The organism is Alkaliphilus oremlandii OhILAs (assembly GCF_000018325.1).
Classification (GTDB): Bacteria; Bacillota; Clostridia; order Peptostreptococcales; family Natronincolaceae; genus Alkaliphilus_B; species Alkaliphilus_B oremlandii.
In genome coordinates, this window is sequence record NC_009922.1 from 443731 (window position 1) to 467639 (window position 23909).

The 23909-nt window shown below is 39.1% G+C and carries 25 protein-coding genes and 1 other annotated feature; of the genes, 16 read left to right on the plus strand and 9 right to left on the minus strand.

Going from position 1 to position 23909, the window contains the following annotated elements:
• Nucleotides 1-35 precede the first annotated feature (35 nt).
• The gene (locus CLOS_RS02035; protein WP_012158267.1) at nt 36-1799 is read left to right on the plus strand and encodes a flavocytochrome c; all 1764 of its coding nucleotides are present in this window, start codon (nt 36-38) and stop codon (nt 1797-1799) included.
• Nucleotides 1800-1924: 125 nt separating this feature from the next.
• On the opposite strand, the gene namA is transcribed toward CLOS_RS02035, so the two are convergent.
• The 3 genes from namA to CLOS_RS02050 form a co-directional block, all read right to left on the minus strand.
• Nucleotides 1925-2944 carry an NADPH dehydrogenase NamA gene (namA, locus tag CLOS_RS02040; RefSeq protein ID WP_012158268.1) on the minus strand — a complete coding sequence of 340 codons (1020 nt, stop codon included), beginning with the start codon at nt 2942-2944 and terminating at the stop codon, nt 1925-1927.
• A 118-nt stretch (nt 2945-3062) separates the two neighbouring features.
• Complete coding sequence (locus tag CLOS_RS02045; RefSeq protein ID WP_012158269.1) at nt 3063-3956, minus strand: cation diffusion facilitator family transporter; 894 nt, start codon at nt 3954-3956, stop codon at nt 3063-3065.
• 132 nt (nt 3957-4088) lie between these two features.
• The gene (locus CLOS_RS02050) at nt 4089-4604 is read right to left on the minus strand and encodes a tryptophan transporter (protein ID WP_012158270.1); all 516 of its coding nucleotides are present in this window, start codon (nt 4602-4604) and stop codon (nt 4089-4091) included.
• A 311-nt stretch (nt 4605-4915) separates the two neighbouring features.
• Nucleotides 4916-5179, minus strand: a binding site (T-box leader).
• 290 nt (nt 5180-5469) lie between these two features.
• On the opposite strand from CLOS_RS02050, the gene accB reads away from it, so the two are divergent.
• The 4 genes from accB to CLOS_RS02070 are packed head-to-tail and all read left to right on the plus strand — an operon-like array spanning nt 5470 to nt 9104.
• Nucleotides 5470-5958 carry an acetyl-CoA carboxylase biotin carboxyl carrier protein gene (gene accB / locus CLOS_RS02055; protein ID WP_012158271.1) on the plus strand — a complete coding sequence of 163 codons (489 nt, stop codon included), beginning with the start codon at nt 5470-5472 and terminating at the stop codon, nt 5956-5958.
• 6 nt (nt 5959-5964) lie between these two features.
• Entirely contained in the window at nt 5965-7332 is a 1368-nt protein-coding gene (locus tag CLOS_RS02060) for an acetyl-CoA carboxylase biotin carboxylase subunit (RefSeq protein ID WP_012158272.1), read from the plus strand.
• A gap of 1 nt (nt 7333) precedes the next feature.
• Entirely contained in the window at nt 7334-8161 is an 828-nt protein-coding gene (accD, locus tag CLOS_RS02065) for an acetyl-CoA carboxylase, carboxyltransferase subunit beta (RefSeq protein ID WP_012158273.1), read from the plus strand.
• Nucleotides 8154-9104 carry an acetyl-CoA carboxylase carboxyltransferase subunit alpha gene (locus CLOS_RS02070; RefSeq protein WP_012158274.1) on the plus strand — a complete coding sequence of 317 codons (951 nt, stop codon included), beginning with the start codon at nt 8154-8156 and terminating at the stop codon, nt 9102-9104. The genes accD and CLOS_RS02070 overlap by 8 nt, the downstream gene beginning before the upstream one ends.
• Before the next feature lie 187 nt (nt 9105-9291).
• On the opposite strand, the gene CLOS_RS02075 is transcribed toward CLOS_RS02070, so the two are convergent.
• A complete protein-coding gene (locus tag CLOS_RS02075) occupies nt 9292-10107 on the minus strand; it encodes a sulfurtransferase (RefSeq protein WP_012158275.1) in 816 nt (271 codons plus the stop codon).
• Between the two features lie 94 nt (nt 10108-10201).
• On the minus strand, nt 10202-10870 hold the full coding sequence (gene trhA, locus CLOS_RS02080; protein ID WP_012158276.1) for a PAQR family membrane homeostasis protein TrhA: 669 nt from the start codon (nt 10868-10870) through the stop codon (nt 10202-10204).
• Nucleotides 10871-10985: 115 nt separating this feature from the next.
• On the opposite strand from trhA, the gene CLOS_RS02085 reads away from it, so the two are divergent.
• The 4 genes from CLOS_RS02085 to CLOS_RS15165 all read left to right on the plus strand — a co-directional run bounded on the left by CLOS_RS02085 (nt 10986) and on the right by CLOS_RS15165 (nt 14710).
• Complete coding sequence (locus CLOS_RS02085) at nt 10986-11861, plus strand: DMT family transporter (RefSeq protein WP_012158277.1); 876 nt, start codon at nt 10986-10988, stop codon at nt 11859-11861.
• A 91-nt stretch (nt 11862-11952) separates the two neighbouring features.
• The gene (locus tag CLOS_RS02090) at nt 11953-12882 is read left to right on the plus strand and encodes a S66 peptidase family protein (RefSeq protein ID WP_012158278.1); all 930 of its coding nucleotides are present in this window, start codon (nt 11953-11955) and stop codon (nt 12880-12882) included.
• Nucleotides 12882-14075, plus strand: coding sequence for a M20 metallopeptidase family protein (locus tag CLOS_RS02095; RefSeq protein WP_012158279.1), 1194 nt, complete (start codon nt 12882-12884; stop codon nt 14073-14075). Before CLOS_RS02090 ends, CLOS_RS02095 begins: the two co-directional genes overlap by 1 nt.
• A 74-nt stretch (nt 14076-14149) precedes the next feature.
• Entirely contained in the window at nt 14150-14710 is a 561-nt protein-coding gene (locus CLOS_RS15165; RefSeq protein ID WP_012158280.1) for a cyclodeaminase/cyclohydrolase family protein, read from the plus strand.
• A 28-nt stretch (nt 14711-14738) separates the two neighbouring features.
• Here the strand turns inward: CLOS_RS15165 and CLOS_RS02105 are convergent, their stop codons facing one another.
• Both CLOS_RS02105 and CLOS_RS02110 read right to left on the minus strand, forming a co-directional pair.
• Nucleotides 14739-15218, minus strand: a complete 480-nt coding sequence (locus CLOS_RS02105; protein ID WP_012158281.1) for a DsrE/DsrF/DrsH-like family protein — start codon at nt 15216-15218, stop codon at nt 14739-14741.
• Between the two features lie 134 nt (nt 15219-15352).
• The gene (locus CLOS_RS02110) at nt 15353-16690 is read right to left on the minus strand and encodes an aminotransferase class V-fold PLP-dependent enzyme (protein WP_012158282.1); all 1338 of its coding nucleotides are present in this window, start codon (nt 16688-16690) and stop codon (nt 15353-15355) included.
• A gap of 152 nt (nt 16691-16842) precedes the next feature.
• Between CLOS_RS02110 and CLOS_RS02115 the strand changes: the two genes are divergently transcribed.
• The gene (locus CLOS_RS02115) at nt 16843-17238 is read left to right on the plus strand and encodes a bacteriohemerythrin (RefSeq protein WP_012158283.1); all 396 of its coding nucleotides are present in this window, start codon (nt 16843-16845) and stop codon (nt 17236-17238) included.
• A 152-nt stretch (nt 17239-17390) separates the two neighbouring features.
• Here the strand turns inward: CLOS_RS02115 and CLOS_RS02120 are convergent, their stop codons facing one another.
• Together CLOS_RS02120 and CLOS_RS02125 are read right to left on the minus strand one after the other, a co-directional pair.
• Nucleotides 17391-18416 carry a branched-chain amino acid aminotransferase gene (locus CLOS_RS02120; RefSeq protein ID WP_012158284.1) on the minus strand — a complete coding sequence of 342 codons (1026 nt, stop codon included), beginning with the start codon at nt 18414-18416 and terminating at the stop codon, nt 17391-17393.
• Nucleotides 18417-18565: 149 nt separating this feature from the next.
• A complete protein-coding gene (locus tag CLOS_RS02125; RefSeq protein WP_012158285.1) occupies nt 18566-19708 on the minus strand; it encodes a glycosyl hydrolase family 18 protein in 1143 nt (380 codons plus the stop codon).
• Between the two features lie 269 nt (nt 19709-19977).
• On the opposite strand from CLOS_RS02125, the gene CLOS_RS02130 reads away from it, so the two are divergent.
• The 6 genes from CLOS_RS02130 (at nt 19978) to CLOS_RS02150 (ending at nt 23907) form a co-directional block, all read left to right on the plus strand.
• Nucleotides 19978-20358, plus strand: coding sequence for a hypothetical protein (locus CLOS_RS02130; RefSeq protein WP_012158286.1), 381 nt, complete (start codon nt 19978-19980; stop codon nt 20356-20358).
• Nucleotides 20355-21209 carry a diguanylate cyclase gene (locus CLOS_RS02135; RefSeq protein WP_012158287.1) on the plus strand — a complete coding sequence of 285 codons (855 nt, stop codon included), beginning with the start codon at nt 20355-20357 and terminating at the stop codon, nt 21207-21209. The genes CLOS_RS02130 and CLOS_RS02135 overlap by 4 nt, the downstream gene beginning before the upstream one ends.
• 159 nt (nt 21210-21368) lie before the next feature.
• The gene (locus CLOS_RS02140; protein WP_012158288.1) at nt 21369-22511 is read left to right on the plus strand and encodes a THUMP domain-containing class I SAM-dependent RNA methyltransferase; all 1143 of its coding nucleotides are present in this window, start codon (nt 21369-21371) and stop codon (nt 22509-22511) included.
• 86 nt (nt 22512-22597) lie between these two features.
• Complete coding sequence (locus CLOS_RS16475; protein ID WP_156774475.1) at nt 22598-22822, plus strand: DUF2651 family protein; 225 nt, start codon at nt 22598-22600, stop codon at nt 22820-22822.
• Between the two features lie 38 nt (nt 22823-22860).
• On the plus strand, nt 22861-23244 hold the full coding sequence (locus CLOS_RS02145; protein WP_012158290.1) for a hypothetical protein: 384 nt from the start codon (nt 22861-22863) through the stop codon (nt 23242-23244).
• Between the two features lie 120 nt (nt 23245-23364).
• Nucleotides 23365-23907 carry an NADPH-dependent FMN reductase gene (locus CLOS_RS02150; protein ID WP_012158291.1) on the plus strand — a complete coding sequence of 181 codons (543 nt, stop codon included), beginning with the start codon at nt 23365-23367 and terminating at the stop codon, nt 23905-23907.
• The last annotated feature ends 2 nt before the right edge of the window (nt 23908-23909 follow it).

Genomic DNA, 23909 nt, shown 5'->3' on the forward strand with positions numbered 1-23909 from the left:
CAAACAATATACTTAAGGTAAAGGAGAGAATGTATATGAAAAGAATGAAGAGATCATTGGCGGTATTGCTAACATTAGTCCTAATATTATCTTTAGCAGCCTGCCAAAAGAGTAATAATAATGAAAATAATAAGCCAGAGCAAGGTAAGGATTTAATAACAGGCACCTTTGAAGGTGAAGGAAGAGGTAAAGGGGGCGTCGTAAAGCTAGAGGTTTCTCTTGAAAACTCAGAAATTAAAGATATAAAGGTCTTAGAGCAGAAGGAATCTGCGTATACAAAACCAGTAATTGCAGATCTAAAAAATCAAATTATTGATACAAACTCTACGAATGTAGATATCATTTCTGGTGCGACTTTAACAAGTCACGCCATAATCAATGCTGTAAAAGATGCTATTAATAAGTCTGGTGCCACCTTAGTTGCTAAAGAAGGAACTAATTTAGCGGAGAAGGCAGAAGATGTTTCAACGGACATCGTTATTGTTGGTACTGGAGGCGCTGGACTTTCAGCCGCCATCGAAGCAAGCAACCAAGGTGCTAAAGTTATAGTTGTAGAAAAAAATGCCTTTATGGGAGGCAATACAAATTATGCAACAGGTGGAATGAATGCTGCCAATACAAAGTATCAGCGTGAAAAAGGGATAGAAGACAGCCCAGAGCTATATTACAAAGATACAATGGAGGGTGGACATAAAAAGAATGACCCATCATTATTAAAGGTATTAACAGAAAAATCAGCAGATACGATTTATTGGTTAGAGGAGCTGGGCGCCAATTTATCTCAAGTTGGAAGATCTGGTGGACAAAGTGTAGATAGAATTCATAAGGGGCCAGAAGGTATGCCTGTAGGAACACATCTCATGGATGTATTTGACCAGCAAGTAGAAAAAATGAACATCGACGTTCGATTAAATACAAAAGCCATAGAAATACTTTCCGAAGGAAACAAAGCAACTGGTATAAAGGTACAAAACAGAGATGGAAATACTTACAATATCAATGCTAAGGCTGTAATACTTGCTACAGGTGGATTTGGTGCGAATCCAGAACTGGTAACAAAATATAAGCCAGAGCTAGAAGGCTTTGGGACAACGAACCAACCAGGTGCAACAGGCGATGCACTTGCAATGGTTGAAAAACTAGACGTGGCTCTAACGGATATAAAAGAAATACAAACACATCCTACCGTAGTGCCTAAAATAAATGAGATGATCACTGAAGGTGTAAGAGGAGACGGTGCTATTCTAGTAAATCGGGAAGGAAAAAGATTTATAAATGAGCTTGAAACTAGGGACACCGTATCTAAAGCCATCTTGTCTCAAGAAGGTAAAACCGCATTTTTAATCTTCGATCAGCAGGTAGTGGATACGGCCAGCGCTATTAAAAAGTATAAAGATGCTGGATTATTAACAGAAGCGGATTCTTTAAAAGAATTGGGAGAAAAATTGAAAATAAATGCCACAGAGCTAGAAAACACTGTAAATACTTATAATGCATATTATAAGGATCAGAATGATAAAGAGTTTGGCAGAAGAACCTTAACTGTTGAACTTACAAAGCCATCCTTTTATGGTGTAGAAATATCCCCGGCGATTCATCATACCATGGGCGGATTAAAAATCAATACGAAAACCGAGGTAATTAATAACTCTGGTGAGGTTATAGAAGGTCTATACGCGGCTGGAGAAGTTACTGGAGGCGTACATGGCGGAAATAGAATTGGTGGAAATGCAGTGACCGATATCACTGTATTTGGAAAAATTGCAGGTGAGAATGCCGCAAGCTTTGTAAAAGAGTAGTAAATAAAGCAAGGGAAATCGATGGTCTTTATCGATTTCCCTTGCTTTATTTTTAATAGGACATAAAGCTTTCCAGCGTAAACGAGCAAATTTTATTTTAAATATTTAAGATTGGAATGAAGATGCTATTTCCCTCTTTCATATTGTACAGGCCATGGCACATCATCACGAACCTCCTTGGCAGCGTGAAGAGCCCAATAAGGATTTCTGAGGAGCTCTCGACCTAAGAAGATGAGATCTGCCCTGTTGTTTTGCAAAATTTCCTCTGCCATTAGAGGCGTTGTAACTAGGCCGCCACCGATTGTAGGTAAATTAGTTTCTCTTTTGATGATCTCTGAGAACGGAATCTGATAGCCTGGATATGCCTTGATTGGAGCGGGCACCACGGCTCCAGAACTTACATTGACAATGTCTACTTCGTAATCCTTCAATAGGTTGATCATAGCAGCTAAATCTTCGGGATGATTGCCCTCCGCCACATAATCTTCCGCAGAAACCCTCAGGATCATAGGCAGTTCCTTGGGCCATACTGTTCTTACTGCCTCAAGGATTTCTTTTAAAAACCGAACTCTATTTTCCAAGCTGCCACCATATTCATCCGTTCTCTGGTTGGATAAAGGGGACAAGAATTCGTTAATTAAGTATCCATGGGCACCGTGGATCTCTATGATATCGAAGCCTGCTTCTAGAGAACGTTGAGCGCCTAGTTTAAATGACTGAACGATGGTTTGAATCTCCTTTTTTGTTAATTCCCTAGGCGTTTGATAGTCATGGCTAAATGCAACCGGGCTAGGGGCAACAATATTTTCAGAATTGATGCTACATTTTCTTCCGGCGTGAGCCAATTGAATTCCCATTTGAGCCCCATATTTTTTACATTCTGCTACTAAAGCTTTTAAGCCATCCACGTGTTCCTCCTTCCAGATGCCCAGATCATTCGCAGAAATACGCCCTCGCGGTTCTACCGCAGTAGCCTCAAGAATGATGAGCCCAACACCGCCAATTGCACGAGTAGCATAATGAACAGTGTGCCAACTGGTTGGAAAGCCTTCTTCGTCAGCACTATACTGGCACATTGGTGCCATCACGATACGATTTTTGAGTTCTAAGTTTTTTAATGTATAAGGATGAAACAATTTAGACATAGAAACACTCCTTTCTTGTTGTGTATTATACCCTTTGGTAAAAGATATTTACCAAGAAGGTTATTTAGAAACAAAAAAGAAGTGGTTTCATCACGGATCCATAGGTGATGTTCCTATCCTATGGATTGAAAATATTAAACTTACAAGGGTCTACATGGACGATCACATCTTTTGCATTTTCGATTTCTCTTTTGATGATCCGCTCTACCTTTTCAGCAATTTCATGGCCTTGATGTACATCCATGGTAGGGTCCACACAGATTCGAATATCGATTAAAACCTTAGCCCCATGTTTTCTTGTTCTTAAATCGCTGATATATTTAACCGAAGTTTCCTTTAATATTATTTTTTTCAGGTTGGAAACTTCATCTAAGTGAATCGAAACATCGATCAACTCTTGGAAGCATTCTTTAAATATATGGACGCCAACTTTGATGACAATTAAGGATACAATGAAACCTGCCATGGAATCTAAGATCGATATGCCAAATTTGGCACCTAAGATACCGATAAACGAAGCGATGGATGAAAGTGCATCGGACCTATGGTGCCAGGCATCGGCAATTAGTGCAGCACTTTTTTCTCTAGTGCCGACTCTATAGGCAATTTGATACTGAATCTCTTTGATGATGATGGAGACAAGGGCAGCAAACAGACCGAAGTAGCTAAATAGAACCTGTTCTTTTCTCAGGATGGCGCTGAGTGCACTATATCCAATTTGAGCACCGACATAAATTAAAACGATGGATAAGAGGAATGTGGTGATGGTTTCTATTTTCTCGTGACCGTAATGATGGTGTTCATCCCGAGGTTTAGATGCCATGGCCATACCGATAATAACACCAACGGAGGTTATAACATCGGAACCCGAGTGAAGTCCATCGGCGATGAGGGCGGTACTGTTGGAGGCTATCCCAGCGATGACCTTAATTAAGAGTAAGAAAATATTTAAAGCAATGGTGATCAAAACGATTCTATGAATTGACCGGATCTTAGATTGATTGTTATCCAATGCATGACACCTCACTTATTATCAATTGAAATAGTATAGTAGCAGTATATGCATATGGATTAAAAATGTTATTTAAATTTTAACACTTTTAGTTCATAATTATTAATTAATGTTATCAATTGATAACAAAATTTATTCTATTTGAATCCCAGATACTCTCATGGCCTGGCCTATGATGTGATAAATAAATATGGTAAGGGCTGCGTTGACCAATACTGTAGGAAGGACCACGGTTTTGAATAAGAATGAGAAGGATGTAGGAAGCCCGGCGATGATCAAGGCAGAAAGTAAGAATGTAGCACCACTGATCAATGTTCCTAAAATACTGATGGTACCCACCGCCAAAGTGTTCATTGAAAAACGACGGATAAACTGAATGATTAGAAATAAGAGGATGGAAGTCAATAGCTTATCGATCATATTGGGTATTTGTCCGCCGGGGAATGTTGTGGTAATTGCAGAAAGCAAGCCACCCATCAATCCTGTTAAAACCGCATTTTTAAAAGAGGTGTTGACGATTAAAGAAATAAATAGGAAAGATAGCAGAAAATCAAATTTCATGCCCCCTAATATTCCCGGTGTGATTTGATGTAATATGAATCCGATGGCCAATAGTAATGCTGTAAAGATATTGTTTTTTAATTTCATAAGAAATCTCTCCTTTTAATCGATTTATATTTTTAATTTGCCAGTCGCCTTCTTCTGTTCACAACATACCATTCACCACCTTTCTTAGATCCGTACTATTTTTCTTGAATATGTTCCAGTCTCATCGCACAATTTTATCCTCCTTACAGTGGACAAAATCGGCATTTATTGCCTTTGACCTACCATCGATTTATTGCTTCCTTGGGTCGCATAAATTGGGTTATTCGCAGTCTCACAACTCAAATTTGTTCACTTCCTCCGATCGCATAAATCGGGTTAGGTCATAAAAAAAAGCCCTTCATCCTTATAAAAATAAGGACGAAAGACATATTTCGCGGTACCACCTTAATTAGATTATCAATTAAATAATCTCACTTAGCAGATACGGAGCATAACAAAAACTCGATATCCTGTTTCTGTAACGGGAAACCCCCGGCATTAGATACTTTGGTAGATACCATTTCACTAAGCTTCTTGTAGGTCCATTCATTAATACTTCGGTATCGGACTCACACCAACTCCGACTCGCTGAAACCATCCATGATTAATTACTTACTCCTACGCACTGAATTTATCTGTATTAATTTAGTATTCTAATACACTTTATTTTAAATGTCAATATATAAAAATTGAGAAAATTTTATATATTGATATTTAAAATAGCAATAGCCAGTAGGAATGGGTACTGAAAGCTTATAGAGGGTGTTTGTTGAAACGTATGAAAAAAGAAGAGCAGAATTTATTTGAAAAACATACTTTGTATAATTTTTTTAAAAATAATTGCATTTGAATTTATGGTTTGTTATAATATTTAATATTAGTACCTGATACTAATATTAAATATTAAGTTTAGGGAGGATGCTGAATGGATGCCAAGGATATAAAAGAATTGATTTTAACTATAGATAAAACCAGTATAGAAAAATTAGAGTTGGAAAAAAACGATATTAGAATTGTAATCACAAAAAAAGCATTCAATGAAAGTCAAAACAGTATAACGTCAGATATGAAAAACTTAGAAGAAAAAATAGCACCATCCAATGCAGAGAATTTTAAAAGGGCGAAAGAGGAGATGGATCATAGAGAAGGGATGCGCACTACAACTAATGATGAAAATACCTGGATCGTGAAGTCTCCAATTGTTGGAACCTTTTATAGTGCTTCCAGCCCCGATGCGCCTCCCTTTGTTAAAATAGGGGATGTCATTGAAAAAGGGCAAAGCTTATGCATTATCGAGGCCATGAAAATAATGAATGAAATAGAAAGTGAAGCAGAAGGAGAAATTGTTGAAATCCTTGTAAGGGATGAAGACATCGTTGAATACGGTCAGCCTTTAATGAAGATTAGGAGGTAATGCCATATGTTTAAAAAAATACTCGTTGCCAACCGAGGAGAGATTGCTCTTAGAATCATTCGGACTTGCAAGGAAATGGGAATAAAAACCGTAGCGGTATACTCTGAAGCCGACACGGATTCTGTTCATGTTCATTTTGCAGATGAAGCCATCTGCATAGGACCGGCACCATCTAAAAAGAGTTATCTCAATCTAAATCATATTATAAGCGCCGCTTTAGTTACAGGATGTGAAGCCATCCATCCCGGCTACGGTTTTCTGTCAGAGAATCCTGCACTGGTAGATGCTTGCGAATCCAACGGTATCCGGTTTATTGGACCTTATAAAGAGCATATCGAAAAAATGGGCAATAAAGCGGAAGCCAGAAAGACCATGATAGAAGCCGGTGTGCCCGTTGTACCTGGATCGAAAAATGCTACCAATGAGGCCATAGAGGCTCTTGGAATTGCAGAGGAAATCGGATTTCCCGTAATGGTCAAGGCTGCCAGCGGCGGTGGAGGAAGAGGGATGCGGGTCATTCATAACCGTGATGAATTTATCAATAAATTTAATATGGCAAAATCAGAATCCTCTACGGCATTTAATGATGATGCGATGTATGTTGAAAAGTTCATTGAAGAGCCAAGACATATTGAGTTTCAGATACTGGCAGATACCTTTGGCAATATTATTCATTTGGGAGAAAGAGATTGCTCCCTTCAGAGAAGGAATCAAAAGGTTTTGGAAGAAGCACCTTGTCAGATAATCAGTGAGGAATTGAGAAATAAGATGGGACAGATGGCCCTGAGGGCAGCAAAGGCAGTAGGGTATGTGAATGCTGGAACCATAGAATTCCTTTTAGATAAGCATCATAATTTTTACTTCATAGAAATGAACACGAGAATACAGGTGGAGCATCCCATAACGGAAATGGTAACGGGCATAGACTTGATAAGAGAGCAGATTAAAATTGCCTATGGAGAAAAATTAAATAGGACCCAAGAGGAGATCAAGATCCAAGGCCATGCCATTGAATGTAGAATCAATGCTGAAAATCCTTTGGAGAACTTTAGACCTTGTCCTGGTGAAATCGAAGGATATCTTTCGCCGGGAGGATATCAAGTTCGCTTAGATAGTCATATCTATAGTGGATACACGGTTCCGCCAACCTATGACTCTATGATAGGAAAGCTTATCGTCTGGGGAAAGAATCGAACAGAGGCCATCCAGCGAATGAAAAGAGCCTTGGATGAAACTGTAGTTACAGGAATCCTAACCAATATCGATTTTCAGAAGACCATATTAAATAATGACAAGTTCTTGATAAATCAGATCGATACATCGTTTATAGAAAGAGAAATACTCAGCAATAGCCTGAATGTAAAGGAGGGATAAAGTGCTAAAAGACATTTTTGGAAAGAAAAAATATGCAACCATCACCTTATATAAAGACAATGCTGGGCCAGCAGTGCCTTCCAATACGCATAGCTCTAAATCCAATGGAAACCCTGTCTCTGAGATGAAAGAAAATAAGCGAATGGGGGCAAGAAGTCGAATTGCTGCACTAATAGATAAAGATACATTTATAGAGTACGATTCAGAGCTGGAATCCTGTAATCCTTTAAGCTTTCCAAAGTACGCAGAAAAAATTTTAGCTGCAATGGAAACTTCCATGGAAAAGGACGCTGTAATTACTGGGGAAGGAACCATAAGGGGGGAAAGTTGTGTCCTATGCGTTATGAATCCTGACTTTATGATGGGTAGTATGGGCTCCGTTGTTGGAGAGAAAATTACGAGGGCCATTGAAAAGGCCATTGAAAAGAAGCTTCCAGTAATTATTTTCTGCGCCTCTGGTGGAGCCCGGATGCAGGAAGGTATTTTATCCTTAATGCAGATGGCTAAAACCTCGGCAGCCCTAGGTCGATTGGGAGAAGCCGGCCTATTGTATATTTCCGTTCTCACAGACCCTACTACGGGCGGTGTTACAGCCAGCTTTGCAATGCTGGGCGACATTATTATTGCAGAGCCAGGGGCTTTAATTGGCTTTGCAGGACCGAGAGTGATTGAGCAGACCATTCGACAAAAGCTACCGGAAGGATTTCAACGGTCAGAATTCTTATTGGAGAAGGGTTTTATTGATCAGATCGTCAGTCGGAAGGATATGCGAAATACATTGGCCTCCCTCTTGAGAATTCATAGATTGGGTGGTGAAATGCATGCATAATTTCCTAGAATCTGAAAAAGCCATCCATGAGCTTGAAGGTAAAATTATCGAATTGATCAATTTTGCTGATAAAAATAAGGTAGATCTTACTTATGAAATAGAAATCCTATCTCAAAAATTAGAGCAGATGCAAAAGGAAATGTATGAGAACTTAAATCCTTGGTCCAAGGTGAAGCTTGCTAGACTTCAAGAAAGGCCGACAACCTTAGATTATATTGAGAAATTAATTTCGGGCTTTACGGAGTTCCATGGAGACCGGTTCTATGGCGACGATACGGCCATCGTAGGCGGCATTGGGTTATTTGAAGGAATTCCTGTAACTGTAATAGGACACCAAAAGGGAAAGGATACAAAGGATAATATCCGAAGAAATTTTGGGATGCCTCATCCAGAAGGATATCGAAAGGCCCTGAGATTAATGAAACAGGCAGAGAAGTTTAAAAGACCGATCCTAACTTTTATAGACACATCCGGTGCCTATTGTGGTATCGGTGCAGAGGAAAGAGGCCAAGGAGAAGCCATCGCGGTGAACCTCATCGAAATGAGCAAGCTAAAAACACCCATTATTGCGATTGTTATCGGTGAAGGTGGCAGTGGAGGTGCCTTAGCTTTAGGAATTGGCGATAGAGTTTGTATGCTGGAGCATTCCATCTACTCAGTAATATCGCCAGAAGGCTTATCCACCATTCTTTGGAAGGATGCTACCCTTGCACAAAGGGCAGCAGATATGATGCAGCTGACGGCACAGGACCTATGGTCCATGAAGGTTATCGATCAAGTGATCAAAGAGCCTTTAGGCGGCGCCCACAAAAATGCGGATCTTGTGGCAGATCAGATTAAAACCTATGTGTTGCAGGAATTGAAAGACCTTAGAATGCTAAAAACGGAAGAACTTTTAGAAAAAAGATATACAAAAATTAGAAATATTGGAATTTGGAAATAATTGAATATAAAACGCTCCTATGGAATAGAATAATATTATGTGTCATCCCCCTTCCATATATAAATAAAGAAAAGACAATGGTGCCAGTATCGGCACCATTGTCTTTTCTTATTTTCAGCATTTGAAACTTTAAGTGGTGTTTAAAGTTGAGTGCGCCATAAGGTTTGTGAGTCGAAGGGAACAAATTTTATTTTGTAATAATTTCATTGTCCTCGTAGCTGATCCAATCGCTGTAGCTGCCTGCATAAAGCTTAGGATTTAAGCCCACTTCTTCCATAAATAAAATATCGACGACAGCGGTTACACCAGAACCGCAGTATACAATAATTTCTTCAAATTCTTTTAGCGGTTCAAAGTATTTTTCTAATGCTTCCCTCTCCATAATTTCTTGGTTTACTGTGAGGTTCATCCAAGGATAGTTTATAGCACCGGGAATATGTCCTGCGACCCTATCGATGGGTTCCACTTCTCCAGCATATCTCTCCGATGCTCTGGCGTCGACCAGGGCAATATTCTTAGAGCCAATGGTATCCTTTACATACTGCATATCCACCAGCATAGCGTCGTTGATGTTCAGACTTAAGTGACCGGATGGCTTTGGAACAAATTGTTCAGTAGTGACTGTAAAGCCATTTTCCATCCATTTTGTGAGACCACCTTCTAAAACGAATACTTGATCCTTGCCGATGTACTTAAAAAGCCACCACAGCCTGCCGGCAGGTGCCATACTTCCGCTGTCGTAGATCACGACAATGGATTCATCGTTAATGCCGAAAGCTTCCATATCCCTTACGAATTTTTCCATATCCGGAAGGGGATGTCTGCCTCCGTGTGGCTGCAATTCTCCCGACATATGCTCCTCTAATAAAACGTATTGCGCCTTTGGAATGTGTTGATTTGCAGAAGAATCCGTTGCGTCGAAAGTTTCTCTCGCTTCCAATAGAACGAGATGGTCTAAGGACAGATTGTTTTTAAGCCATTGTTGAGACACGATATTTTTCATAATGACCTCCACTGTATTGAATAATTTGAGTAAGGATCTCCTTTTGCTTACAAAAGAATCATCCTATGAAAGAATTTAAGATTCAAAAGTTTTACTATGCTAGATATAAAAATATCCCTAAAAAATGTACGACGCTGGCACTTAAAACGAATACATGCCAAACCGCATGGCTGTATGGAATCTTTTTCATGGCATAGAATATGGTGCCCAGTGTATAGAGCAATCCTCCCACTAGAATCCATACAAAAAACCGGAAAGAAGTGGTTTGAATGATGGGCTTTACCGTAAACACTGCAATCCAGCCCATAAACAAGTAAAGGCCAAGGGATAGCTTTTTAAATCGATCCATTTTTTTATAGGTACTGATCTTAAAGGTGATGCCAAATAAAGCGATGGACCAAACGGCTACCAAAACTCCGATCCTAAGGGCACCATCCATGGTGAGGAGCGCAATTGGTGTATAGGTTCCAGCAATAAACAGATAGATGGAAGAATGATCAAAGACCCTCAATATTTTTTTGACATTTTCATGTGGAATACTATGGTAAAGGGTAGAAGATAGATACATGAGAATGATACAAGATCCATAAATGCTAAAAGAAACAATGGATAAAGGCTCTTTTTTCATAATAGACAGAACCAACAGGATCGTCAGGGCCACAAATCCAAACAATACACCAAGACCGTGGGTGATACCGTTTGCCACTTCTTCTTTAATCGAGTATCTTTTGATGGGTGTTGCATTTTCTAAGGTATTTCTCATTAAATCACCGCTCTTTCATATTTGGTTGCTATTCAAAAAATATTTCATTATAATTATTATATACGATTTGAGTCAATTTTAGGGAAAATTTTTAAATTTAGGGAGGGTATAAGGGATGGACCAAGGATTAGAATCAAACAAGATGAAAAAAAGAGCCACATTCTATCTCATCATCTCAGCTTTTCTGTGGAGTCTCGGTGGGGTTTTTATTAAGCTGATTGACTGGCATCCCATTGCCATCGCAGGTACTCGTAGTGGCATATCGGCCTTATTTATATGGGCCTACGTAAAAAAGCCACAATTTAATTGGAGTAAAGCACAAATCTTAGGTGCGATTTCCTATGCGACTACGGTAATCTCTTTCGTTGTAGCCAATAAGATGACCACCAGTGCAAATGCCATACTGCTTCAATATACAGCACCGATTTATGTGGCTATATTTGGTATATTTCTAGTGAAGGAACGTACCAGCAAAGTGGATTGGTTAACGATTTTTGCAGTAATTGTAGGAATGGTGCTCTTCTTTATCGGAGATTTAGATACGAGAAATATGTGGGGAAATTTCTGGGCCATTATCAGTGGCATCAGCTTTGCCGGCGTGGCTTTATCCTTAAGGATGCAGAAGGATGGTTCTCCCGTAGAATCTGTTATTTTAGGGAATATTTTAGCCTTTATCATCAGCCTGCCATTTATGTTTCAAACTGCGCCTATGGGGAATAGCTGGATCGGATTAGTATTAATGGGAACGATTCAACTAGGGTTCCCATATATTCTATATTCTAAGGCTATTAAATCGGTTTCAGCGTTGGAGGCTACCTTGATCCCTGTTTTAGAGCCCATTGTAAACCCGATTTGGACATTTCTATTTGTGGGAGAGGTTCCCAAAAAAGGTGCAATCATAGGAGGGGCCATTGTTATTATAGCCATTACGGCAAGATCTTTGTATATGGTTCATTATGAAAAAACACATGCCATAGAAGAAACCCAATAAATTTGTAGGGTATAAGCAAAAAAACAATAGTTGAAGCATAAACATTATTAGGACGGTTTCAGTCCTAATTTTTTTATTGGGAGGAAAGTATATGATAAAACCAAATGCCTTGAAGTTTGGTGATGTAATCGGTATCGTAGCACCATCGGGACCTACGACGAAGGAAAGGGTAAAGCTTGCAAAGGATCAATTAGAGGGGCTGGGCTTTCAAGTGAAACTGGGGCATAGCTGCTACGAAAAACATGGATATTTATCTGGAAAGGATGAAGTTAGGGCACGGGATTTAAATCATATGTTTGAAGATCAGGAAGTCCAAGGAATTATATGCTTAAGAGGGGGCTATGGAGCCTCTAAGATATTGAACAGGATCGACCTTGAACAGATCGCTAAGAGACCGAAGGTATTTGTGGGCTATAGCGATATTACAGCCCTTCATCTTGCTATGAACCAAATCAGTAAGCTTGTAACATTCCACGGGCCTATGGGGTCCTCCGACATTGCCGGTGGTTTGGATGATTTTACCAGAGAAGGATTTTTAAAGGCAGTGATGGGGTCATCGCCCATGGGAGAAATACAAAATCCGAAGGGAAAGAAAATGCAGAGCCTCGTTGGCGGAAAAGCCAATGGAATCCTAGTTGGTGGTAATCTTTCATTGATTGCAGCTACTATGGGCACACCCTATGAAATTGATACGAAAGGAAAGATTCTATTTTTAGAGGAAATTGGAGAAGAGCCCTATCGTGTGGATCGAATGCTGACACAATTACTGCTCAGTGGGAAGCTGGGGGATGCAGAAGGAATTCTCTTAGGCGACTGGATGGATTGTGAGCCTGAAGAACCAGAGAAAAGCTTAAGCCTCATGGCGGTTTTTGAAGAAATCATCGGTCCTCTAGGAAAACCTACGATTTACGATGTAGAGGCAGGACACTGTAGTCCTATGATCACATTACCTTTTGGTGTCCGTTCTTTTCTTGATGCAGAGGAAGGTCGGTTGATTATTGAGGAAGGCGGAACAGTCTAATGAGGGACTACCATGATTTACTGAATGAAGCTAAAAAAATAGAGGATTGGCTGATTTCCATCAGAAGAGATTTTCATAGGCATCCGGAACTGGGCATGGCGGAGTTTCGAACCAGAGAAAAAATCATAGGATATTTGGAGGAATTGGGCATAAGATATCAATCCCATGTGGCAGGAACAGGGGTTGTAGGCTTTATAGAGGGCAAACAAGAAGGAAGAACCATTGCTCTCCGGGCAGATATGGATGCACTGCCCATAGAAGATCGGAAGGAGGTACCCTATGGCTCCACCATTCCAGGGAAGATGCATGCATGTGGTCACGATGCCCATATGACCATCCTATTAGGAGCGGCAAGGCTACTGAAGGAAAGAGCGGATGAACTAAAGGGCCAAGTAAAGCTATTCTTTCAGCCAGCAGAGGAAACCGTAGGCGGTGCTAAGCCCATGATTGAAGCTGGTGTCATGGAGAATCCCAAGGTGGATTGTGTGATCGGGCTCCATGTATCCTCCCAAATAGAAACGGGAGAAATTGGGATCCGATACGGACAGATGAATGCGGCTTCCGATACCATTAAAATTGTGCTTCACGGAAAGAGCAGCCATGGCGCTTATCCCCAGGAAGGTGTGGATGCCATCCTTATGGCTGGACAGGTTCTAACCGCCCTACAGAGCATTGTAAGTAGAAATGTGAGTCCAATTAAGTCGGCAGTTATCACCATTGGCGTAATCCACGGTGGAACTCAAGGGAATATTATAGCGGATCGGGTAGAGCTCATTGGAACCGTAAGAACGTTAGAGGCTGAAACGAGAGTTTTCGTCATTAATAAAATTGAAGCCATTGTAAAAAATATTGCGGCTGCCATGGGTGGAAAGGCAGAATTCTTTAGAGAAGAGGGATACACGGCCTTAATAAATACAGATTCTATTGTAGATATGGTGCGGTTCAATGGAGAAAAAATCCTTGGATATGGCAAGGTTCATCGAATCGAACATCCCAGCTTAGGTGTAGAGGATTTTGCCTATTTTGCAGAAAAAGCTCCCGGCGCTTTTTATATACTGGGCTGTAGAAACGAAGAAAAGGGCATCATCCATGAAGCCCACTACGGTCTCTTCGATATTGATGAAGAATGTCTCTCTGTTGGTGTTGCCATGCAGGTAGGAAATGTGCTCACATTTTTAAAAGAAGAAAATTAATGGACAAAGAATTTTAAATCCTTCCTTTGGCATAATAAATAGATAGAGGATTACCAAGGAAGGAGAGATTTTGGTTGAAAATCGCAGACAAATCCATCGACGAGTTTTTAGAGGATATTGCTACGAAGCCATGTACACCTGCAGGTGGATGTGTTGCTGCCCTGTGTGCAGCCTCTTCCTCTGCTCTAATGGAGATGGTGGCGCGGCATACGCTGAGGAACAAAGAGGCATCCAGTGAGGTGGTAGATTTTATGGAGGAGGTTGTCCATATAGCCGCATCGACTCGAAAGAATTTTTTAGCCTATATGGATAAAGACACGGAGGCCTATATGAAGGTGATTGATGCCAAAGATCAGGAGGGTCCTATGGAAGAATACCATAAGGACTCGGTTCGTGTACCCTTTGAAATGGCAAGAGAAATATTTCGTATGATCGATCTCATAAGGAAAACGACTCAGGATGGAAGTGAGATTCTAGTTACAGATGGCGTTGCTGCGTTACTTATGGCAAAGGTGACGTTGAACACTTTGGTCTACCATATCAAATTTAATTTAAACTACGTAAAGGATAAAAAATTCGCCGAACATATATTGGCCCAATTATCCTTGATGGCAGATGAAAAAATGCCCTTCTAAAATTTATTTTAAGAGGGCATTCCATCCTTTAGATAAACAATTGCATATCCGATGCCATAGCATCCTTTAAATATTCCTTTGCCTCTATAATCTCTAGCTCTGGGATCAATTCTTCTTTTTTAAAACCCATAATTTCCATGGATAGTTTACAACCACGAAAACGAACGCCTTTTTTTCTGGCACCGTTTAAAAAATCGATTAAACGAGGTGCTTCTTTATCCGCCATCATATCCAGCATCATTTCTTTTCCGATGCCGCTGAAGTTCATTTTAGATAGAGGTAAATCTTCTGGCCCTTTCGGTGTCATAGCACCCAGCATCTTTTCATAAATACTTTTATCATCCGAAGAGACCTTTTCAGGCTCTCTCAAGAGACACAGTCCCCAAAAAGCAAAGAACATGGTCACCTCAATATCCATTTCTCTTGCGGAATTCGCTAATATCAGCGCTGCCATTGCCTTATCATATTCCCCGCTGAACATCAGCAGGTTCATTTTTTTATTTTCCAAGATTCTTCCTCCTCAAAGTATATAACCAACCGTAGACATATTGTATGTAGAATAAAGTAAAAGATACGAAGATTATATGGACGTGGGAGAAAAATATGTGAATTTCCTTGGAACCTTGTGAAGGTTCGTCATCATCAAATTTCTTGAATGTTATATTTTTGTAGATACAGATCTCGATTGCGGGAAATGTGGAAAAGTGCTTTGGTGAGGATATTGATTTCCTCTATGGAATTATAGATACCAAAGCTAAGGCGAACCATTCCAGGCATGGGCAATGTTGGATCCTTCATATATTCCTCGCTGTCTTCAGCAGATACATTTAATAACCTTTGCAGATAGGGCTGTGCACAGAAACAGCCATTTCTTACGGCAATACCGAATTCTTTAGATAGTGCAGCAGCAACGATGCTGTGATGGAGACCTTTTATGTTGAATGGGATAATGCTGATGGTACGGTGGAGATGGGACTTATTCGTATACAGTTCTACATTCGGTATATTACTTAAGCTTTCATAGGCATGTCGTGTTAAAGCTCTTTCATAGGATTCCACCTGGGCCATGCCAATGCTGAGAAGTTTTTTAATGGCGGAAGACAGCGCTAAAACTCCCATGATATTTGGTGTGCCGGCTTCTTCTCTTTCGGGAGGATCCAGCCATTTGATATGATCGTGAGAAACAAACTGTACAGTCCCACCACCTGTATAATCCGGCGGACTTTCCCTAAAGGTATCCTTAGGACCAATCAAAACCCCGGTGCCAAAGGGAGCATACATTTTATGGGCAGAAAAAACTAAGTAATCGATATGCTGTGGGTGTTCTACAGGCTTCATATTGACAGGACCATGGGGTACCAACTGCGCGCCATCAACCAAAAGTTTAGCGCCATGCTGATGGACCAGCTCGGCTATTTCGTGAATGGGATTGATGTATCCCGTGACATTGGAAGCGCCAGTAATTGTGACCAATTGCACCTTTTTCCCATAGCTTATCAATTTATTTTTTAAGTCTTCCATGGATAATTCGCCATATTTATCTACTGCAATATAATCTACAGTATATTTATTTCGCCAAGGAAGATCGTTAGAATGGTGTTCCATACAGGTAGAGAGCACGACACCATCTTTATGTAAGGCCAGCAATTTATTCGATAGTTTGTTGATGGCTTCCGTAGTATTCTTAAGGAATATAATGGAATGGTAGTCCATATCGGCACCTATGAAGCTGGAAATAATTTTCCGAGATTCCTCATAGAGTTTAGTGGAGTATTGAGATTTATATCCTGCACCACGATGTATGGAGGAATACCAAGGAGAGAATTCAACAAGATCGTTCATAACACAATCGAAAGGGGGCGTTGTAGCTGCATTATCGAAGTTAATTGCAGTTGTAAAAGTTTGATCTGCTAGAGGAACCTTTGTATCCACACCTACAACGAAGTCTTTATAAGGGGATAAGAAATTGATATGTTCCATGGATAATCACCGCCTAAAAGGTATTTACATTTTTATTTTATGCGCTGAAAATAAAATGGTGATTATAAAAGCTTTGGCTATAGAAATTATTATCCAGTCCATATATAATAAATTTAAGTCATAAATATAAATATTGGATAGGGGGGCTTTTTATGTTCTGGTGGAGTTCTGAATTAGAGACGGGCATTACAAGCATAGACGAACAGCATAGAACTATTTTTAATAGAGCGGGTGATTTTTTATCCTTAGATTCATCCACGGATCTTCAGGAAATACATAGAGCATTTGTATTCTTGATGGATTATTGTATTAATCACTTTACAGAGGAAGAGCAGATCATGATGGATGCAGACTATGAATCTCTCGAAGGACATAGAGCACAGCATAATCACCTTGTGGATAGGCTATACGAGCTGGGCAATGAAATTAAAGATACAGGGATCAACGAAGAACTGATCGATCAGTTTAAATTCCTTGTAATAGAGTGGCTGGTAAATCATATCAACGAGTCCGATAAACACTTGGCAAAATTTTTATTGGAAAAATAAAATTTGTTCGTTCACAGCCACAAATTTTATGGCGCACTCAATTTAAAACCCTGTTTTAACTTTCAAGCGCTTAAAATAAAACTTAAGTATTTATTCCTAAAAAATAAGTTGTAAAGACATTATGTCTTTACAACTTATTTTAATTGTTCATATTATTTAACTTCTACGATCCATCCTTCTGGAGCTTCAACATCACCGAATTGGATTCCGCAAAGTGTTTCATATAATTTTTTAGTAACAGGACCTACTTCTGTTTCACTGTGGAATACGTGGAACTTACCTTTATGCTCAATTCCTCCAATAGGAGTAATAACTGCTGCTGTACCACAAGCACCAGCTTCTTTAAATTCATCTAAATTGTCAACAAGAACGTCTCTCTCTTCTACTTCTAATCCTAAATATTCTTTTGCTACGTGTAGTAAAGAATATTTTGTAATACTTGGTAATATAGAAGGAGATTTAGGTGTTACAAATTTATTGTCTTTAGTGATACCAAAGAAGTTTGCTGCACCTACTTCTTCGATTTTTGTATGAGTTGCAGGATCTAAATAAATACAATCTGCAAAACCTTTGTCAACAGCTACTTTATGAGGCATAAGGCTACCTGCATAGTTTCCGCCAACCTTAGCTGCACCTGTACCGTATGGCGCTGCTCTATCGAAATCAGATGTTATGAAGTTTACTGGAACCATACCACCTTTGAAGTAAGGTCCTACAGGTACTGCGAAAATAGAGAATATGAATTCTGGAGCTGGTCTTACACCTAAGTTGTCTCCAACACCGATAACAAACGGTCTTAAGTAAAGCGTAGCACCTGAACCGTATGGTGGAACATATTCAGCATTTGCTTTCACTAATTGAATACAAGCATCGATGAATTTCTCTTCAGGTATTTCAGGCATTAAAACACGTCTACAGCTATCGTTTAATCTTGCTGCGTTACGATCTGGTCTGAAAAGTTGAATCTTACCTTCTTTTGTTCTGTAAGCTTTCATTCCTTCGAAACATTGTTGACCGTAGTGAAGAGCAGTAGATGCCTCGCTGATTGCTAATGTGTTATCTTCTACTAATTTACCTTCATCCCAGCTGCCATTGGACCATTTAGATATATAACGTAGTCCAACTTTCATGTAGCTAAATCCTAGTTTACCCCAATCAATATCCACAGTTTTACTCATGTGTAATCCTCCTATATAATATATTGATTTAATTCCTACAACTCTATTATAAAATCTTTAGAAGGGGTTTACAAGTTTTAGAAAAAGATTTAACTATTAAGATAATACTGAATATTGAGACTTAGGATGAAGTCAAATCAATGGTGCTGCTATATTTGTTGGACGATATGGAACATATAATTGAGAACTGGCCAATTCTGGGGAGCCGATGTGTTCAAAGACCAGTAACTGACGCCTAAAAGATCGTATTCCATCACCAAATTATACTTCGCTTGGAAGCTTCTGGCATCATCATACCAAACCATATGTTGCTCTTGAGATTCGCTTACATAATAAAAAAATGGCGCTTGAAATAGAGCATCGTATTGGATGGTGGCACCGTACTGGATGGCAAGCTGAAGTGCTTCTCTGTAACTCACTAAGTTGGCTCTATCCCCTGGTGCAAATGGAAGGGTCCAATCGAATCCATAGAAAGGCATTCCCATTAATATTTTTTCTCTTGGAATAACGGTTACAGCATAGTCCAAAACCTTTCTGATTTCATTAACGGGAGCTACTGCCATTGGAGGGCAGGCAACGCAACCCCAGTCGTAGGTCATAATAATGACAAAATCTAAAATTTCACCTTGGGCCTTGTAATCGTGACCGCCCCACCACTCCCCTGTGGTCATGTCATAAGTTTTTGATACCAATGCTGTTGAAACTGGGTAATTATATTGATGGAAGAAGTCAACGGCATTTCTTAGAAAATCATTATAAAGATAACGGTCTTCGGGATAAAGTCGTTCAAAGTTGATATTCAATCCGTAATATCCTTTACTTTGCATCACATGGAGCACATTATTAAAAAGTATATATTGCAATTGTAGATTTATAAAGAACTCATGGGCAAGTGCTGGATCAAAATTAGATTCACCTTCATTGGTAATGCTGAGTAAAGGCGCAACGTGGTAGCTCTTAGCCGCACTGATAACGGCCTCATCGTTTAGGGGCCGAATGCTCCCATCTGGATTCACAACGTAGCTGGAAGGGGTGATATAGGTTAGATATTGTCCAACTTCACTTACTGTAGCAGTATCTGCCTCCGGTGTATTCGGTACAATATAACCATTGACCTCAATGTTTTTACGCTGAGGGGGTGGCGGATCTTGAATAATGACTAAGGATTGACCAGGAACTAATTGGGACAACCCTTCTAATCCATTGTCACCAATCAGCTGGTATGTACTGATCCCATATAAATTTGAAACAGACCAAATTGTTTCGCTAGGCTGCACTATATGAATATACATAGCTTCACTCTCCTTTTAGATAGATACTAATTATTATATTCAGTAGGACCATAAGGTGTATCTGTATCGTGGATTTCTCAGAGGGAAAAATAAGCATTCCTGAATAGAAGCATGAACATTATTTTGTCGTAAAATGTCGAAAAATAGGGAAATAAAACATACAAAAATAAAGAAATTTTTGATAAAATAAGATAAAAGTCCTATTGAATAGTGAAATCCTATTTAGTGAATATATCTGTATAAGAAGTATTTGAAAAGGTTGATAGAAAATGGCTAACGACAGAGAAGGTGATAGATACTTGGAAAATAGAATAGAGGGAAATAAAAAGGCGGAAATCAATATGAGGTTTTCGGAGTTTGAAGTACCACCAATGCAGGACGTCTTAATCGTTGGAAAGAGGGCGCCTATTGGGCCAGAAGCGGCAAGAAGAATGGTGGATATATTATCACCGGATCAATACGAGATATTGAAAATTGAACATGACTATTTTGAAGCAATCGTGGTGAGGAGGTCCTTATTAAATATGCTTCCTCAAGAGAAACTCATTGCAATCATTATGGATGAAGGAGGAAAGATTGCTAACGATTCTATGATTATCAGAGCGCAGGTAAATATAACGCTTAATGTTAGCAGATCTATTGACTTATGATAAAAAATGTATCGGATATTGCTGAAAAAGGATTCAAAAAAATAAATATCTTAAATGGTGCAAAGAAAATACAGGATATTTTTTCGGAGGAAGAAATCGAATGTTTTTGTGCTTATGATCACGATGAATTGGTTGGTGTCGTTACAAAAAAAGAACTGGTCGTAGCGCATCCAAATCGAATTGTTGCTGATATTATGTCCGATCGGTATCGATGCATTGATTCTGCTACACCCATATGGAAGGTGAAAGAGATTTTTGATACATACAAGAATATAGAAATAATTCTACTAGAAGATCAAGGCGAATTGGTGGGATATGTAACGAGAACCATCCTAAATATGGAGCTAAATAAATCCATCGATTTATTAACAGGCTTATATAGGAGCGATTATATTTTTTATAATGCATATAATCTTTTGAAGGAGGCCCAGGAAGTCTCAGTTATATTTATGGATGTAGATAATTTTGGATGTATCGATAAGCAATATGGACATATCATAGGGGATGATATCCTACGGAGCATTGCAAGGATACTAAAAGAAAATACGGATCAAAAGTCTTTCCTATGTAGGTATGCAGGGGATGAATTTGCAATTGTAGCGCCTTATTCTATGGAGCATAGTGAAAGGATTGCGAAAAATATAATAAAGGCGATCCATTCGTATACTTTTCCAAAGGACATCCAGGTATCCGTTTCCATTGGGATTTCAGGATATACCCTAGATAAGGAGAATTCACTGAATACTTTAAAACCCATCATGAATATGATCAACGATGCCAGTTTATTATCTACAAAGGCGAAGGAAAAGGAATGTAGCGCGATTATTACGAATATGGGTGTAATTGCATAACCATAGAGTGCGGCATAAAGTCTAGGGAGATTTCCCTAGACCTATTTTTTTGTTGTGAATTTGATGAAAACAAAATATAATAAGAGCGGACATCATTAACAACTAAAATCTTGAAAAAATGTAAATGATATAAGCAAGTCAATAGATTGGAGAGATATTATGAGGAAGATTGATTTAATAGCGACGGCTACCTTTGGCCTAGAGGCAATTGTAGGGCGGGAAGTTAAAGCATTGGGTTATGAGGATGTGAAAGTAGAAAACGGAAGAGTTGATTTTACAGCAGATGCGTCTGCGATTTGTAGAACGAATCTTTGGCTTAGAACTGCGGACAGAATTTTATTAAAGGTAGGGGAGTTTAAAGCTTTTTCATTTGATGAGCTATTTGAAAAAACAAAAGCCCTACCTTGGGGAGATATCCTGCCAGAAAACGCAATATTCCCTGTGAATGGAAAGTCCATTAACTCTAAGCTTTCCAGTGTGCCGGACTGTCAGGCCATTGTAAAGAAAGCCATCGTAGAAAAAATGAAGCAAAAATATAAGAGAGAATGGTTTGAAGAGAATGGTGCTACCTATTCTATTGAAGTAGCGCTTTTAAAAGATGTGGTCACTTTAACCATCGATACCAGCGGTGCAGGCCTTCACAAAAGAGGTTATCGAACTTTATCCAATAGAGCCCCATTAAAAGAAACCTTAGCAGCGGCACTGATTAGTCTAAGCTACTGGAATCCAGACAGAGTATTGATCGATCCTTTCTGTGGGTCTGGTACAATTCCAATAGAAGCCGCTTTAATCGGTAAAAATATTGCCCCAGGCATCAACCGAAACTTCGTATCTGAAGATTGGGGGCTCATCCCTAAGGAACTTTGGAGAAATGCTCGAAAGGAAACCCACGACTTAGCAAAGTATGACCGACCTTTAAGAATCTATGGCTCCGATGTGGATGGAGAGGTTTTAAGCATCGCTCGATACCACGCCAGAGAAGCTGGGGTGGATGAAGACGTTCATTTTCAAAAGCTAGGCGTCGCAGACCTAAGGTCTAGATTTGAATACGGCTGTATTATCACAAACCCGCCTTATGGAGAGCGTATCGGAGAAAGAGATGAAGTTGAAGAACTCTATAAAACCATGGGGAAGGTTTTTGGAGAAATGGAAACTTGGTCAAAATACATTATTACCTCCAATAGTGATTTTGAAAAGCTTTACGGAACAAAAGCAGACAGAAGAAGAAAGCTTTATAACGGAAGGTTAGAATGCCAGTATTATCAATACCAAGGACCGAGACCACCGAGAAGAGAAGAGTAGGATGCATATACAAAAGCTTAGTAATTAGAGTGAAGCTGGGCTCTAGTTATTAGGCTTTTTTTAAAGAGAGGGAAGGGATGAAGAACATGGCGTTTATTGTAGCATTATTTATCTGCCCAGTAATTACAATTATATGTTCCATCATTGGCTATTCTTTAACTAAAAAATGGTTTATAATGCCCATATTTACATTATTCCTATTTACCATCTTGACTTTTACTATTTTCAATGAATCATTCTTTTTTTGGACAATTGTCTATACTGTAATTTCAATTATTGTTAGCCTCGTTATAAACTTCATCAAAAAGTAACCTTTAAAGTTATTTAGAGAAAAAGGAGAAAAGGTATTATGGGAATAAAAAGCAATAGAAAGACAATTCTATTTTTAATCGTGGCAGTAGTGCTAACAAAGATGTTCCTTTTTTCCAACAACGAAACCACTGTTGTTATAAACAATCAAACGGATCAAACCTTAGAGAATTTAATGTTTCTTTCAAATGCTGGGGAAAAGGATCGGATATTCACATTAGCCCCCCATAGCAAAGTTTCATTTCAATATGATTTAGGTGGATTCAATGAAAACGCCGCCAGTTTTCATCAGATCGATCCGTCGGGTCGCAGGAGAAGCTACTCGATTATAGGATACATCCATCGACTTTACACTGAGATTCATATTGAAATTACTTCAATTGACCAGAATGGAGAATTAAAATTCGATGTAGAAGTTTTTTAACAATGGAACGATATTATTTTTATATGGTATACAAAAGGTTAACTTGCCTATTCAATGGGTATAATTAAAAAAGCTAGTAAATTGTATAAAAACGAATAATAGATAGATGGAGGTATTGTTATGAAAGTAGTAGCAATTGTAGGAAGTATCAGTGAACAATCTAAGAATAAAAAGCTTGCAGAATTTATGCAGAAAAGATTTAAAGATAAGCTGGATATTGAAATCATGCTATTGAATGATATGCCGATGTATAATGAGGACATCGAGCTGAACCCACCAGCAGTGGTAGATGAAATGAGAAAACAGATTCGGGAAAGTGAAGGACTCCTTATTCTAACACCAGAATATAATCACTCCATTCCAGGGGTATTAAAGAATGCACTGGATTGGTTCTCTAGAGTTGAGCGAGTGATGTTAAATAAACCGACAATGATTGTGGGTGCTTCTATGGGCGCACTGGGAACAGTTAAGGCGCAGCTTCATTTAAGAGAGATCTTAAATTCTGGTGGCGTAGGTGCCATTACTCTTCCTAGAAATGAAGTTTTTATTGGCAGTATACAAGATAAGGTGGATGAAGAAGGATATCTAAATGATGAGTCTACCATTCAATTTTTAGATACTGTGGTAGAACAATTTATTGATTGGGCAAAGAAGATTCAATAATT

What these genes read in the sequence shown, in the direction of transcription:
- CLOS_RS02115 (WP_012158283.1), top strand. Translation starts at nt 16,843, where the DNA reads ATGTTCTGGTGGAGTTCTGAATTAGAGACGGGCATTACAAGCATAGAC.
- CLOS_RS02085 (WP_012158277.1), top strand. Translation starts at nt 10,986, where the DNA reads ATGGACCAAGGATTAGAATCAAACAAGATGAAAAAAAGAGCCACATTC.
- namA (WP_012158268.1), bottom strand. Translation starts at nt 2,944, where the DNA reads ATGTCTAAATTGTTTCATCCTTATACATTAAAAAACTTAGAACTCAAA.
- CLOS_RS02120 (WP_012158284.1), bottom strand. Translation starts at nt 18,416, where the DNA reads ATGAGTAAAACTGTGGATATTGATTGGGGTAAACTAGGATTTAGCTAC.
- CLOS_RS16475 (WP_156774475.1), top strand. Translation starts at nt 22,598, where the DNA reads ATGGCGTTTATTGTAGCATTATTTATCTGCCCAGTAATTACAATTATA.
- CLOS_RS02150 (WP_012158291.1), top strand. Translation starts at nt 23,365, where the DNA reads ATGAAAGTAGTAGCAATTGTAGGAAGTATCAGTGAACAATCTAAGAAT.
- CLOS_RS02125 (WP_012158285.1), bottom strand. Translation starts at nt 19,708, where the DNA reads ATGTATATTCATATAGTGCAGCCTAGCGAAACAATTTGGTCTGTTTCA.
- CLOS_RS02070 (WP_012158274.1), top strand. Translation starts at nt 8,154, where the DNA reads ATGCATAATTTCCTAGAATCTGAAAAAGCCATCCATGAGCTTGAAGGT.
- CLOS_RS02145 (WP_012158290.1), top strand. Translation starts at nt 22,861, where the DNA reads ATGGGAATAAAAAGCAATAGAAAGACAATTCTATTTTTAATCGTGGCA.
- CLOS_RS02075 (WP_012158275.1), bottom strand. Translation starts at nt 10,107, where the DNA reads ATGAAAAATATCGTGTCTCAACAATGGCTTAAAAACAATCTGTCCTTA.
- CLOS_RS02090 (WP_012158278.1), top strand. Translation starts at nt 11,953, where the DNA reads ATGATAAAACCAAATGCCTTGAAGTTTGGTGATGTAATCGGTATCGTA.
- CLOS_RS02035 (WP_012158267.1), top strand. Translation starts at nt 36, where the DNA reads ATGAAAAGAATGAAGAGATCATTGGCGGTATTGCTAACATTAGTCCTA.
- CLOS_RS02095 (WP_012158279.1), top strand. Translation starts at nt 12,882, where the DNA reads ATGAGGGACTACCATGATTTACTGAATGAAGCTAAAAAAATAGAGGAT.
- accB (WP_012158271.1), top strand. Translation starts at nt 5,470, where the DNA reads ATGGATGCCAAGGATATAAAAGAATTGATTTTAACTATAGATAAAACC.
- CLOS_RS02110 (WP_012158282.1), bottom strand. Translation starts at nt 16,690, where the DNA reads ATGGAACATATCAATTTCTTATCCCCTTATAAAGACTTCGTTGTAGGT.
- CLOS_RS02130 (WP_012158286.1), top strand. Translation starts at nt 19,978, where the DNA reads ATGGCTAACGACAGAGAAGGTGATAGATACTTGGAAAATAGAATAGAG.
- trhA (WP_012158276.1), bottom strand. Translation starts at nt 10,870, where the DNA reads ATGAGAAATACCTTAGAAAATGCAACACCCATCAAAAGATACTCGATT.
- CLOS_RS02050 (WP_012158270.1), bottom strand. Translation starts at nt 4,604, where the DNA reads ATGAAATTAAAAAACAATATCTTTACAGCATTACTATTGGCCATCGGA.
- CLOS_RS02140 (WP_012158288.1), top strand. Translation starts at nt 21,369, where the DNA reads ATGAGGAAGATTGATTTAATAGCGACGGCTACCTTTGGCCTAGAGGCA.
- CLOS_RS02135 (WP_012158287.1), top strand. Translation starts at nt 20,355, where the DNA reads ATGATAAAAAATGTATCGGATATTGCTGAAAAAGGATTCAAAAAAATA.
- CLOS_RS02060 (WP_012158272.1), top strand. Translation starts at nt 5,965, where the DNA reads ATGTTTAAAAAAATACTCGTTGCCAACCGAGGAGAGATTGCTCTTAGA.